This window comes from Flavobacterium sp. (assembly GCF_027531705.1).
Taxonomy (GTDB): Bacteria; Bacteroidota; Bacteroidia; order Flavobacteriales; family Flavobacteriaceae; genus Flavobacterium.
On sequence record NZ_JAPZSP010000004.1, the window covers coordinates 237717 to 251106 of the forward strand.

The 13390-nt window shown below is 30.4% G+C and carries 12 protein-coding genes; 5 read left to right on the forward strand and 7 right to left on the reverse strand.

From position 1 onward, the window contains the following. Nucleotide 1: 1 nt before the first annotated feature. Nucleotides 2–1651: a hypothetical protein gene (locus O9267_RS01835; protein ID WP_298175439.1), complete on the forward strand. Its 1650-nt coding sequence runs from the start codon at nt 2–4 to the stop codon at nt 1649–1651. A gap of 110 nt (nt 1652–1761) precedes the next feature. Beyond that, nucleotides 1762–2880, forward strand: coding sequence for an ATP-binding protein (locus O9267_RS01840; protein WP_298175440.1), 1119 nt, complete (start codon nt 1762–1764; stop codon nt 2878–2880). Here O9267_RS01840 and O9267_RS01845 read toward each other — a convergent pair. Genes O9267_RS01845 through O9267_RS01855 form a run of 3 tightly spaced genes read right to left on the reverse strand, consistent with a single transcriptional unit; the run spans nt 2877 to nt 5331 of the window. Further along, a complete protein-coding gene (locus O9267_RS01845; RefSeq protein WP_298175441.1) occupies nt 2877–3245 on the reverse strand; it encodes a DUF4296 domain-containing protein in 369 nt (122 codons plus the stop codon). The two genes, O9267_RS01840 and O9267_RS01845, sit on opposite strands and share 4 nt — an antisense overlap. Nucleotides 3246–3256: 11 nt before the next feature. Beyond that, complete coding sequence (locus O9267_RS01850; protein WP_298175442.1) at nt 3257–4594, reverse strand: dihydroorotase; 1338 nt, start codon at nt 4592–4594, stop codon at nt 3257–3259. A gap of 11 nt (nt 4595–4605) precedes the next feature. Further along, on the reverse strand, nt 4606–5331 hold the full coding sequence (locus O9267_RS01855; RefSeq protein ID WP_298175443.1) for a polyprenol monophosphomannose synthase: 726 nt from the start codon (nt 5329–5331) through the stop codon (nt 4606–4608). Between the two features lie 158 nt (nt 5332–5489). On the opposite strand from O9267_RS01855, the gene O9267_RS01860 reads away from it, so the two are divergent. The 3 genes from O9267_RS01860 (at nt 5490) to O9267_RS01870 (ending at nt 8065) form a co-directional block, all read left to right on the forward strand. Further along, nucleotides 5490–6155, forward strand: coding sequence for a DUF4271 domain-containing protein (locus tag O9267_RS01860; RefSeq protein WP_298175444.1), 666 nt, complete (start codon nt 5490–5492; stop codon nt 6153–6155). 16 nt (nt 6156–6171) lie between these two features. After that, a complete protein-coding gene (locus O9267_RS01865) occupies nt 6172–6921 on the forward strand; it encodes a uroporphyrinogen-III synthase (RefSeq protein ID WP_298175445.1) in 750 nt (249 codons plus the stop codon). Nucleotides 6922–7027: 106 nt separating this feature from the next. After that, entirely contained in the window at nt 7028–8065 is a 1038-nt protein-coding gene (locus tag O9267_RS01870) for an aldo/keto reductase (RefSeq protein ID WP_298175446.1), read from the forward strand. Between the two features lie 63 nt (nt 8066–8128). On the opposite strand, the gene O9267_RS01875 is transcribed toward O9267_RS01870, so the two are convergent. From O9267_RS01875 to O9267_RS01890, 4 genes are all read right to left on the reverse strand, one after another. Further along, nucleotides 8129–9505 (reverse strand): PQQ-dependent sugar dehydrogenase, encoded by a 1377-nt coding sequence (locus tag O9267_RS01875; RefSeq protein ID WP_298175447.1) that lies wholly within the window; start codon nt 9503–9505, stop codon nt 8129–8131. 84 nt (nt 9506–9589) lie between these two features. Next, a complete protein-coding gene (locus O9267_RS01880) occupies nt 9590–11218 on the reverse strand; it encodes a DUF4139 domain-containing protein (RefSeq protein WP_298175448.1) in 1629 nt (542 codons plus the stop codon). A gap of 33 nt (nt 11219–11251) precedes the next feature. Further along, on the reverse strand, nt 11252–12046 hold the full coding sequence (locus tag O9267_RS01885) for a hypothetical protein (protein WP_298175449.1): 795 nt from the start codon (nt 12044–12046) through the stop codon (nt 11252–11254). A 92-nt stretch (nt 12047–12138) separates the two neighbouring features. Beyond that, nucleotides 12139–13305 carry a hypothetical protein gene (locus tag O9267_RS01890; RefSeq protein WP_298175450.1) on the reverse strand — a complete coding sequence of 389 codons (1167 nt, stop codon included), beginning with the start codon at nt 13303–13305 and terminating at the stop codon, nt 12139–12141. Nucleotides 13306–13390 lie beyond the last annotated feature (85 nt).

The following is a 13390-nucleotide window of genomic DNA, read 5'->3' on the forward strand; positions in this document are numbered from 1 at the left end:
TATGAAAAAACTATTATTATTTGTTATTCTTATTTCTTTGAAGTCAAGTTTAGTTTTTTCTCAAAAAATAAACTATACAATACAAAAGAGTAAGGAATTTGAAGATGAATATAAAAAATCTAATATAGTTCTCTCTGAAAAAGATTCTGAAGGAAACTTGCTTATAGTTAGGTCATACAATGGTAATGGTTTAAAGTATAATCAGGGGTTTTATGTAGAAAAATATAATAATGATTTCAAATTACTAAAAGAATTTGATTTTTCAATTGACCATTCCAATACAGAAAAATACAATACTATTATTGGAATTACCTATTTAAATTCTATAATAAGTATTATCGAGATATTTTATGACTTAAACAGAAAAGAATATATATGTCAAGCTAATTCACTAAGCAATGATTTTAAAATATCAAAAAAAGAGCTTTTTATTATTACCAGAGAGGACATAAAGAATAAAGGATATATAGACCTTGAAGAAAACTGCTTTAATCAATCCAAAGAATTGTGGAATTATAACAATTTAGGAGAATTTAGTTCAGTTTACAATGATCCTTATTCTCCTTTTGCAAACTTCAATCAAAAACATTCAATTACAGAACACAGTTTATCTAGTAATTTTACAATGACTGTCAACAACACTAAAACTGGCTTTGTAATTGGAGTTGATTTTAATAATAAAAAGTCCGAAAATTTAAATTTGTATGTTTTTGATAATAACTTGAATTTAAAGTTTAATTCTGAATTTGGTAAAGAAATAAATGACAAAAAATATATATTTCAAAACATTCAGTTGTCACCCGATGCAAAATCGGTTTATCTTCTATCAAAATCTTATTTAAAAGAACTAAAGGATAAAGAAAAAGGTGGGGAATATCAATTTGAACTCATAAAGTTTACTGAAAAAAACTCCAAAGTTCAAATTATTAAAACGAATGAGCAATACATAAATTCTTTAAAAATTATTTTTAACCAAGATAAAATCACCTGCCTTGGATTTTATTCAAATTATGATGAAGATAAATTTCAAGGTATAAGCTATTTTAGTTTTGATCAAAACAATTTAGATCTTTTAAATTCCAAATTCAATCCGTTTTCTGAACAATTCATGATAGATAAATATGGTAAAAAAAAGGACAAAGGATTAAAATTTTTAATTTTTAAAAACATCTTTTTTACACCAAATAACGATCTAATTTTAAATGCAGAAGAGCAGTATATTACTTATATAGCAAATACAAATAGAACGCTTTTTAATTGTGATGATATTATATCTCTAAAATTGAACAAAAATGGAGAGTTAGTTTGGTCAAGGAATATTAATAAAAGTCAATCTTTTACTGATGACGATTCTTATATTTCATACTCTTCTATCGTTAAAGATGAATCAAATTACTTTTTTATTAATACTGGTGAAGAAATAAAAAAATTAAGTAATGACAGAATCGAGTTTGGACAAGTTAGAAAAAACAAATCAAATTTAAATATCATAAGAATCAATCCTGATGGAGATTTTGATTTTGTAGAAATTTTAGATGATGAAAATACTGCTGTGCCTTTTAAAGTTTCAAAAGGATTCATAATAGATGAGTCATTAATTTTTATTGGGCAAAAAGGAAAAGTAAAACAACTTTTAAAAGTTACTTTGTAATTCAAATATCAAATTATTGTATTTTTTTGATATTGGAATATCAAATTATTATATATTTTTGATATTCCAATATCAAATTATTATATATTTGCATTTTAAAATGATGCAAAATGATAGCAAGAATTCAACAAACCGAAATTGATTCTTATCTTTTCAAAGGAAAAGCCATACTTGTATTTGGCGCACGTCAGGTTGGAAAAACGTCTTTAATACGTTCTACTTGCCAGAATAATTCTTTTTTATGGTTGAATGGTGACGAACCTGACACACAACTTTTACTTGAAAACATCACTGGCGATAGACTAAAAGCTATAGTTGGCGATAACAAAATACTCGTAATTGACGAAGCACAAATGATTCATAATATCGGATTGTTGATTAAACGAATGGTCGACAATTTTCCTGATATTCAAATAATTGCTTCGGGCAGCAGTGCTTTTGAACTTGCCGATAAAACCAAGGAAAGCATGGTTGGCAGAAAAGAAGAATTACAACTTTTCCCTTTGAACTATAAAGAAATGGTAACTCACACTAATTTTGTAGAAGAAACTCGTTTGGTTCCGCATCGTTTGGTTTTTGGCTATTATCCAGAAGTTGTTACAAATCCTGGAAAGGAAGAAAAAATACTCAATGATTTGGTTGATGGTTTTCTATACAAAGACATTTTGAACTTAGAAGGAATAAAAAAATCATCAACATTACAACGATTGGTTCAAATGTTGGCATTCAGAATCGGTTCAGAAATAAGCACAACTTCACTTGCTAATGAATTAGGAATAAACAGATTAACTATTGAAAAATACATTGATATTCTCGAAAAGAATTTCATTGTTTTCAGCTTAAAAGCCTTTAGCAAAAATCAAGATAACGAAATTAAAAAAAGTCGAAAAGTCTATTTTTGGGACAATGGTTTACGAAATCGAATTGTCAAAAATTTTAATCCTATTGAACTAAGAGATGATGTTGGTTCGCTTTGGGAAAATTTTATAATCAGCGAACGATTGAAAAAACTGTCTTATGAAAATCAATATAAAGAATCGTTTTTTTGGAGAAATACACAACAAGCAGAAATTGATTATTTAGAAATCAAAAATACTGAAATTGAAGCTTTTGAAATAAAATACAATCCAAATGTGAAAGTTAAATTTTCAAAATCATTTACAGCTAAATATCATCCTAAAACAACTCAAGTAATTCATAAAGAGAATTTTTGGGATTATTTACTCTAATCTTTAGGAACTTTTTTTGTGTCTTTATTTTTAACTGGATTCAATTTTTCATTATCAGCCGCTAGTTTTTCTTTTACTCGTTCGTACATTTTTTTGTAGTTAGTAATATCTGTTGCGTAGTATTGATTGCTTTTTACAAACTGAAGACTGTCAATTTTATATTTCTTGTAAATGTATTTGTTAGGCAGTCCTTTATAATATTGCTTTTCTTGCGGAATTTGTGTCCTAACTGCTTCTAGCAAAGCTAAATCGTAAAAAATTTCGATCATTTTATCTTCGTCAATCAAATTTTTTGGCTTGGAAACAACCGAATTTGAACAACTTGCCAAAAGGATAAAACTCAAAAAAACTAAAACCTTTTTCATATTAATAACTATTATCTATCAAAAAGTAAACGTTTTCCGCAACGAATATCTTTTACTTTTGAATTAAAATAAACCAAATGACCATTAATAAAAGTATGTGTAATTCTTGATTTGAAATTGATTCCTTCAAATGGCGACCAACCACATTTAGCCAAAATATTTTCTTTCTTTACATTCCAAGGCGAATTAGCATTTACAATCACCAAATCTGCATAATAACCTACTTTTATGAAACCTCTTTTTTCAATTTTGAAAATTTTAGCAGGATTATGAGCCATTTTTTCAACTATTTTTTCAATTGAAATTTTGCCTTTATGGTAATTCTCAAACATAGCCACAATTGCATGTTGCACTAGTGGTCCACCAGAAGGCGCTTTTAGATACGATTGTTGTTTTTCCTCAATTGTATGTGGTGCGTGATCGGTAGCTATAACGTCTATTCTATCATCCAGCAAAGCTTCCCAAAGTGCATTTCTATCATTTTCGGTTTTTACTGCTGGATTCCATTTGATCAAATTGCCTCTTGTCGCATAATCTTCATTGGTAAACCAAAGATGATGAATACAAACTTCTGCAGTAATTTTCTTTTCTTCAAGAGGAATTTTGTTAGTAAACAACTCCATTTCTTTGGCTGTCGAAAGATGAAAAACATGTAGTCTTGCTCCCGTTTTTTTAGCCAAAGCAATTGCATTTGATGAAGATAAATAACACGCTTCTTCACTTCTTATCAAATGATGAACATCAACTGGAATATCTTCTCCATATTGTTTTTTATAGAATTCTAAATTATTTTTTATTGTTGTTTCATCTTCACAATGAACGGCAATTAGCAATGGTGTGCTTGAGAAAATTTTTTCTAAAACGGCTTCATTATCAACCAACATATTTCCAGTTGAAGAACCTAAAAATATCTTGATTCCAGCCACATTTTTAGGATTAGTTTTTAAAACTTCTTCCAAATTATCGTTGGTAGCGCCCATCATAAACGAATAATTGGCATATGATTTTTCGGCTGCAATTTGGTATTTCTCTTCAAGAAGTTCTTGCGTAACAGCGTTAGGAACAGTGTTAGGCTGCTCAATAAAAGAAGTAATGCCACCAGCAACAGCGGCACGAGATTCTGTTGCAATTTCGGCTTTGTGTGTCAATCCGGGTTCTCTAAAATGCACTTGATCATCAATGGCGCCTGGAATAAGATAATTTCCTTCGGCATCAATAATTTCAAATCCTGGCTTTGGACTTATTTGCTCGGCAATTTCTGTAATAATTTCATTTTCAATTAAAACATCACCTTCAAAAACAGTTCCTTCGTTAACTATCTTGGCATTTTTTATTAATATCTTATTCATGTTTTTAACGTTTATAATCGGTTAAAAAACTTTCTAATTCTCAACGAAATAACACCTAAAACCGCTTCTTTAAAAATAGCACTGCTCATTTTAGATTGACCTTTGGTTCTATCAGTAAAAATAATTGGAACCTCAACTATTTGAAAACTTTTTGCAAATGTTCGGTATTTCATTTCTATTTGAAAAGCATAACCTATAAACTTTATTTTATCGAGATTTATACTTTCTAAAACAATTCTTTTGTAGCAAACAAATCCTGCAGTGGCATCGTGAATTTTCATTCCTGTAATCATTTTTACATAAACCGATGCAAAATACGACATCAAAACACGACTTAAAGGCCAATTTACAACATTTACACCTGTTACATATCTTGAACCAATAGCTAAATCGGCATCAGCAAGATGACAAGCATTGTATAATTTTTCTAAATCATTTGGATTATGGGAAAAATCGGCGTCCATTTCAAAAATGTACTGGTATTTATGCTGCAATGCCCATTTAAAACCATGCACATAAGCCGTACCTAAACCTGATTTTTTCGATCTTTTCTCAAGAAAAAGTTTGCCTTGAAATTCTTGTTGTAATTCCTGCACTTTTTCGGCAGTATGATCTGGCGAATTATCATCAATGATTAATACATGAAAATGCTTACGCAAGGTAAGTGTTGCTCTAACAATGCTTTCAATGTTTTCAATCTCGTTGTACGTTGGGATTATGACAATGCAATCGCTCATTTTGAAATAGAAATTTGAGACAAAAATAAACTTTTTATTATTGTTGATTCATAATAAAATTATAATAATCGAATGTTGAGAGCAATTTTTATTCATTTACTCAATTTGAAATTTGAAAGTGATTGATAAACAATAAAAATTAGTAATTTTGCACCATTATGATTGAAACTATTTTTCATCCAAGAGTAATTGAAAACAAAGACTGGGCAACGATTCTTTTCGTGTTTGCTCTAACAATGGTTGCAATTGCAAAATCTGCTTATGGAAATCGTTTTTATGATTTTATGAAACTGCTATTTTCTGATAAATACAATAAAATTTATCGAGACACTAGTAATTTGATGAGTGCTTTTACGGTAATTATGTTTATCATCAATATGATTTCATTGGCGTTTTTCATTCAATTAGTGTTACATCACTTAGGCTATGTGTCTAAAAGTGATTGGGTTGTATTTATTCAAATCATTACTTTTTTATTAGTTTTTATCCTTTCAAAATATTTGATAGAAAAAATTATAGCGACATCATTTAACATTGAAGAGTTCGTTGAGCAATATAATTTACAGAAAGTTAACTATAGAACCTATGTTGGATTGCTACTTCTGCCACTTGACATTGTCTTGTTTTATAGCAAATACACAACAAAAACTGTAATTTTTTCAATAATTGGTATTTTTTTGATAATAAATTTCATAAATTATATTATTTCTTTAAAAAATTATCAAAATTTACTATTTCGTAAGTTGTTTTATTTTATTTTGTATCTTTGCGCACTTGAAATTGCACCCTACTATTTCATGTACTATTGGTTTACAAAAAGTTAGTTACAAAAAGTAATATATGAAAGTCAAAACAATTTTGGTTTCGCAACCAGAGCCTAAAGTAGAAAATTCTCCCTACTTTGATTTGCAAAATAAGCATAAAGTAAAAGTTGATTTTAGACCTTTTATACATGTTGAAGGCGTAAATGCTAAAGACGTCAGACTTCAAAAAATTGATTTAAATAATTATACCGCTATAATTTTAACCAGCAAAAATTCAGTTGATCACTTTTTTAGAGTGGCTGAAGAAATGCGTTATAAAGTTCCCGAAGGATTAAAATATTTTTGCCAGTCGGAAGCAGTTGCTTTTTATCTTCAAAAATATGTGGTGTATAGAAAACGTAAAATCTATGTAGGTCAAAAAGACTTTGTAGATATGTCAACGTTGTTCAAAAAATACAAAGAAGAAAAATATCTTTTGCCATCTTCTGACCAATTAAATGCTGATATTCCGCAAACATTAAACAATTTGAAAGTAGATTGGACGCCTGGAACTTTTTACAAAACAGTAATGAGTGATTTGTCTGATTTGGCAGATGTTTACTATGATGTTTTAGCGTTTTTCAGTCCAACTGGAATAAAATCATTGTTTAAAAATTTCCCTGATTTTAAACAAAACGACACTAGAATTGCTGTTTTTGGAAGTACAACTCAAAAAGAAGCTTTAGAACACGGATTGAGAATTGATATTCTAGCTCCAACACCAGAAACACCTTCTATGACAATGGCGTTAGAGAAATATGTTTCGGAAGCTAATAAAGGAAAATAAGAAATAAACATATGTTAAAAGTCCGTTTAAAGTTATTTTAAACGGACTTTTTTTATTCTCAATCATCTCAAAAAAGCTATTTTTGTAATCGAAAATTGAAAGCAAAATGAATTATACTTTTCTACCAAATACCAACATAAAAATTAGCAAAATTTGCCTTGGCACCATGACTTTTGGCAATCAGAATTCTGAAGCAGAATCTCATTCTCAGTTGGATTATGCTGTTGAACGTGGCGTCAATTTTATTGATACAGCCGAAATGTATCCAATTGGTGGAAACGAACATATTTTTGGAAGTACCGAAAGACACATTGGAACATGGCTAAAAAAAATAGGTTCGCAAAGAGAAAATTTAGTAATTGCTACCAAAATTGCTGGTCCAAATCGTGGAATGGATTACATACGAAAACCACTTGATTTTTCTAAAAAAAGCATCCATGAAGCAGTAAATTTGAGTCTAAAAAATCTTCAAACCGATTATATTGATTTGTACCAAATGCATTGGCCAGAACGCATAATGAATATGTTTGGTCAACGTGGATTAACCAAAATTGACACTAATTGGCAAGACAATTTTTTTGAAGTGCTTACAGTTTACGACGGATTAACTAAAGAAGGGAAAATAAAACATATTGGTGTTTCAAATGAAAATCCTTATGGTGTGATGCGTTTTCTTCAAGAAAGTGAAAAACATAATTTACCTCGAATTGCTACAATTCAAAATCCATATTCGTTGCTAAATAGACTTTTTGAAGTTGGTTTATCAGAAATTTGCATGCGCGAAAATGTTGGATTACTAGCTTATTCGCCTCTTGCATTCGGAGTTTTATCTGGGAAATATTTGGGAGAAGTTAAACCAAACTACCGAATGGCAAAATTTCCTCAATTCACTAGATATACAAGCGAAAATACTACAAAAGCAACTCAATTATACAAAGAATTAGCCGAAGCAAATGGATTGACTTTGGTTCAATTGGCAGAAGCTTTTGTACACCAACAATCGTTTGTAACCTCAACTATTATAGGTGCAACTTCGCTCGAACAATTAAAAGAAAATATTGATGCGTTTGAAGTGATTTTATCAGATGAAATTTTAAACGAAATTGATAGAATTCAAGCTTTAATTCCTAATCCAGCACCATAATAATTGCAAAAAAAAGATTCACGCTTTTACACATGAATCTTTTTTTAAATAAATAATAAATTCTTACTCTATTACAAGTTTAGTTGTATAAAAAGCACCTGATTTATCTTCTAATTTTACTAAATACATTCCAGACGATAATGCTGAAGTTGCTATTTTATTACTTTCATTTTCAATAGATTGTGAAAGCAACATTTTTCCTGAAATATCAAAAACAGTTACCTTTAAATTTGAAAAACCATTTGAATTTTTGATAAAGAATTCATTGTTAGCAGGATTAGGAAAAATGGAATATCCAGCTTTTTCAAAACTTGAACTACTTAAAACTGATGTGTCAACTACTTTTAAAATTGCGTTTCCTTTAGAAATGTATAATTCTCCATTCAAATCTTCTCCAAAGGTTGTAAAATTATTGCTTCCAGTAAAGTTTGCAGAATAAGTAATTGTTCCATCCTCACTAACATAACCTAGTCTGTTCTGACAATAATCTGCAAAAACATACTTACCAACAAGATTTGGATATAAGCTTCCTGTATATAAATATCCACCAGTTATAGAACAACCTTCATCATGTGAATATTGTGCAAAAGGCATAGTCATAGTTCCAATAGCCGCACAGCCAGAAGTGTTATAAGGAACATTACCTTCGTAACATCTCCAACCAAAATTCAGCCCAGCTGGAACAGGACTTGCTACTTTGTTTATTTCTTCAACAGCATTTTGACCAACATCTGCAATCCATAAATCACCATTTAATCGATTAAAAGAAAATTTCCATGGATTTCTTAATCCAATTGCCCATATTTCATCATTACCTGCAATTCCAACATAAGGATTTGTTGGTGGAATTCCATAATTAAGCGGTGCTACTGGATTGTCTACGTCTATTCGTAGCATTTTACCTAAATTATTAGTAATGTTTTGTGATCGGTTTCCAGGATCGCCTCCGCTCCCGCCATCACCCATTCCGATGTATAAATAGCCATCTGATCCAAAACGAATGCATCCACCATTATGATTTGTAAAAGGTTGCGCTATGGTCATCAAAATAGTTCCAGCTGTATTAGCCACATTAGGATTTGCAGTGCTAACAGTATATTTAGCAATAACTGTTGCGCCATCGGATGCACGTGTATAGTTAACAAAAAACTGCCCATTTGTTGCATAATTTGGGTGAAAAGCCAATCCTAAAAGTCCTTGCTCTCCACCAGAAACGACAAGAGAAGAAAGATTTATAAACGGTGTTGTATTTATAGTTCCGTTAGTATTCAAAATTCGTATTAGACCTCCTTGTTGCACAACAAAAAGTCTTGTATCATTTGGAGGATGAACCATTTCGACAGCGCCAGAAAGTCCTGTTGCAAATGTTTGAAAAGTGAGCGTTTGTGCTATTGAGACATTCAATAATAACAACAGATTAATGTAGATTATTTTTTTCATAAGTTATTGGTTTAGTCTTGTAAAAATAAGCTTTTTATTCAAATAAAAAAACCTGATGCGATTAAACATCAGGTTTTTAACATTTTACAAATTATCAATTATCTTATCTTTTGGATATTTGACTTTGTAACTTATCCTTATTTTCTTGGTTTCGTTTGGCGCAAGTTTTAATTCCCATGTCATGATTCCTGTTTCTGGATTTACTTTTGCTTTTCCGTCGTCAAGAAGTTCAACTGTTATTTCTTTGTCAGAACTTAACGGATATTGGTCTTTCAAAAGCATGTTCACTTCTTCTTTTTTGTTGTTACGAACGGTTATGTCATACGTAAAAGTTTGTTCTTTGTAAGAAGATAAGAATTTTGTTCCCGATTTGTCAACTACTTTTTCACGTTTTATAGAGATTTTTTTATCTCTTCCCATACTTAAATTTAAAGTATCAGCCGTTTGATTTGGATTGATTACTGTTTTTCCAACATACATGCCTTCAAAAATGATATTGGCTTCACCTTGCAACAAATTATATTTAGAATAATCATTGATTTCTGCCAATAAGAACGCTTCTTTCTCCACTCTTGGAGCAGCATAATATTTATACGAAGCTGGCAATTTGATTTCTTTCAAAGCCACCGAATGTGCTTTTCCGTTAGACATAATATCATACGGAATATCAATATCGAAAGAAACATTTAGTTGGTTTTCGGAAATAGAAGTGAAATTTGATATAGATGAGTCGGCCATAACTGGAGCTGCTGCAACTTCCATATCTGCTTTTTCATTTTTTGATTTTATTCCATAACCTCTAGACTGAAGTTTATTTTGGACACTAACTTGACTTATATCATAATAATTTCCATATCTCAAAAACCATGAGCTTAAAATCGGTGCTTGATTATTTTGATTTGGGTTTCCACTTGATAAAGTTAGTTTAACTTTTTTCCAGTCAACGCCAGAGTTTTGCACTACTTGCGCTTTGTACATCATGTTAATTGGTTCTTTGATACTTTCGGCACGCAAATCGTAAAATGGTGACCAACTTGCTGAATTAGTTATGTAATTTATATCCAAATTAACCAATCCAGCCACTTCATTCATCACTTGAAGAATTAGTTTTCCTTGCGAACTTTTCTCTTCTTTTTGGGTGTTGACTTCTAGTTTTTTATTCAAATTAGCCAATTGTAATGTCAATTTGTTGTACTTTTCTTCAAATGCATCGTACGAATTGTTTAATTCGGTTCGTCTTAACTTGTAATAATCGACCATTTTCATCAATTCGGTTACATTCAATCCTGAATTTGCACCCCAAACTTGCTGATTTTTATCTAATAACTCAATAGTTTTGGCATCTGAATCTTTTGCGTTTTCAACTTTTTTGAGTTCTTTTTGAAGATATGAAATACTGTCACGCACTTTCTTAGTATCAGGATTTTTTTCGTCAACTTCATACTCCGAAATGTAATTTTGTGTAAACTGAACCGACAAAACCGTAACCGAACTTGGTGCGCCAATTTGAACCGTGTTTTCATTCAAATAATCAGCCACGTTTTTAATCACGATTTCACTTGTTCCAAAAGGAAGATTTACCGAAGTGGTTTGTGTTAATTCAGCTGCGTTGAAGTAAACCGTTGCTGCTTTTACTTTAGCCGATGTAAAAATTGGTTTTTGAGCAAATCCAATTGCAGAAACCAAAAATGTAAGTAATATTATTTTTTTCATGTGTTTGTTTTAAATTATATCAAAAATTTATTTTTAACTTCCCAATTTACCATATCGTTGTTCTTCAGAAAAGTATAATACAATAACTTTTTTACCTTTTCTGTAAGGATAAAATAGTTCATATTCTCCATCATGATTACTATATCTAATTTCTTTGCTTTTTCCACTGAAAATTTTATCTAAATATTCTCTTTCAACTTGTGTTGTTTTATAAATATAGTCGCTTTTTTGTGGCTTGATTGTGTCTTTCAAATTTTCTCCTTTGTATTCGTTGAAACCTAAAAAGACTGGTGAACCATTAATAATGTCCTTAACTAATACATTTACACTAGGAAAATTTTTATCTGTGTTTGAATAAACCTCTAAAATATTACTTGTTTCATTTATGTATTTTTCAGAAAAACTATAATTTACTAGTTTGTCACTATTTATTACGTTTTTCTCAATAATTGATTTTGCAGATTTGATTAACATTTTTTCCTTTTTGCTCGATGTTAAATAATCTCCGCCAAATAAAATACCTGCTATTAATGGAAAAATTACTAACAGAGCAAAATAGATTTTCTTATTTGACTTCACATTATTGCTATCACTATTCTTATTGTCAGCTATTCTAGTTAAATTAAACATTACATTAATGATTAAAGAACCTACCATTAATGCTAAAATTCCCAAAACACTTAGATAAAAAGTTTCAGTCATGTTTTCTCGGAATACTTTTAGCCCGAAAACTTCAATTGTTATAAATGTGAAAACCCAATAAACCAATAATACTATAGCTGTTATTCCAATGATATTACTGATTTTTACCAATTCTTTCGGAGTCATAATTAAATATTTTAGATGTTTTTCCCTTCTGTAAAATTAAATAAAAAACTACAACTTTTTACGGTTGTAGCTTTTCAATCAATAACCAACCTTTATTTTTCTACTGTATAACCTTTGGCTTTTGCCAATGTTACTATCGATGTGCTTATCGCATCGCCTAAATCGTCTTGAGCTTTCGATTTTTTTGCTTCAGCATCAATATATTCTTGGCGTTTTTTGCCTAATTCTGCAATTTCTTTTTGAATTTCTTCTCTTTCTTTTGTTTTTTTAGTTACAATCGTTTTGATTTCATCGGTTGATTTATTTTGCAATTCTTTTGGTAATTCTTCTTTTTTAAGTTTACCAATTGCTTCTTTATCGTCTTTCATTTTATCAACCAAATCCCAACTATCATTTTTGTAAACCGCTTTAGATTTACTCACAGCACGCTCTGCATAATTAGCTCCAGAAAGTTTTTGTGCATTTGCATCTTGCGCTTCTTGGTTCATTTTTTTCTCATTTCCTTGTGAACCGTAACTGATATAAGTTGTGTTAATTCTAACATTGCAATCCGAAATTTTTTGATCATAAGGCGTTGCGATATATTGCACGGTTTGATTAGAATCGATGTTGAAAAATTTTCCTTTACCAACGTCGGCACCATCTTTCCAAAGCATTGAAATTCCTTGCGATTGCGCGCCACAGAAAATTGTATTGATGTAAATATCATTTTTCAGAGCATCACTAATGGCTTCTTTATAATTAATACCGCCTTGGTCAAAGCCTTCGTTTCCAGCTATGTAAATTAGTTTCATGCTTGAATTTCCATCATTCCATTTTAAATTTTTGGTAGCATCACTTATAACAGCTCCACAATATTCTGAACCGCCATTGGTACGAAGCGAAAATAATTTTTCTGAAATCAAATCTAAATCGGTTGAAAGTGGCGTTACTTGTCGAATATAATTGGCAGATTGAGATAAACCGTCATTTCCATATTCATAAAGCGAAATTTCGATAGTAGGCGTTTTTCCCGAATATTTTAGCGTTGTCAAAGTGTTTACAATATTCCACAAACGCGATTTGGCTTGTTCTATCAAACCGTCCATACTATTAGAAGTGTCGAGCAAAAGTGCTACTTGAATTTTGGTGTTTCCATCAACTGTTGTAGTGGAAACATTCTGAATTTCATTATTTTTAGCATTCGAACGATTGCAAGCGGCAAAGCTCACGGTTGATGCAAATAAAGCGGCAATAACTAGGTTTTTTGTGGTTTTCATATATGTAAATTTTAATTGTTAGCGGTCATATATGGTATCGCCTTATTTTTATAGGTGTTTGTTTGCAACAAACAAGTTGTTAGTG

Excerpts from the sequence above, each read along its gene's own strand:
- O9267_RS01880 (WP_298175448.1), bottom strand. The coding sequence starts at position 11,218 with ATGAAAAAAATAATATTACTTACATTTTTGGTTTCTGCAATTGGATTT.
- O9267_RS01890 (WP_298175450.1), bottom strand. The coding sequence starts at position 13,305 with ATGAAAACCACAAAAAACCTAGTTATTGCCGCTTTATTTGCATCAACC.
- O9267_RS01875 (WP_298175447.1), bottom strand. The coding sequence starts at position 9,505 with ATGAAAAAAATAATCTACATTAATCTGTTGTTATTATTGAATGTCTCA.
- O9267_RS01850 (WP_298175442.1), bottom strand. The coding sequence starts at position 4,594 with ATGAATAAGATATTAATAAAAAATGCCAAGATAGTTAACGAAGGAACT.
- O9267_RS01860 (WP_298175444.1), top strand. The coding sequence starts at position 5,490 with ATGATTGAAACTATTTTTCATCCAAGAGTAATTGAAAACAAAGACTGG.
- O9267_RS01865 (WP_298175445.1), top strand. The coding sequence starts at position 6,172 with ATGAAAGTCAAAACAATTTTGGTTTCGCAACCAGAGCCTAAAGTAGAA.
- O9267_RS01840 (WP_298175440.1), top strand. The coding sequence starts at position 1,762 with ATGATAGCAAGAATTCAACAAACCGAAATTGATTCTTATCTTTTCAAA.
- O9267_RS01835 (WP_298175439.1), top strand. The coding sequence starts at position 2 with ATGAAAAAACTATTATTATTTGTTATTCTTATTTCTTTGAAGTCAAGT.
- O9267_RS01845 (WP_298175441.1), bottom strand. The coding sequence starts at position 3,245 with ATGAAAAAGGTTTTAGTTTTTTTGAGTTTTATCCTTTTGGCAAGTTGT.
- O9267_RS01870 (WP_298175446.1), top strand. The coding sequence starts at position 7,028 with ATGAATTATACTTTTCTACCAAATACCAACATAAAAATTAGCAAAATT.
- O9267_RS01855 (WP_298175443.1), bottom strand. The coding sequence starts at position 5,331 with ATGAGCGATTGCATTGTCATAATCCCAACGTACAACGAGATTGAAAAC.
- O9267_RS01885 (WP_298175449.1), bottom strand. The coding sequence starts at position 12,046 with ATGACTCCGAAAGAATTGGTAAAAATCAGTAATATCATTGGAATAACA.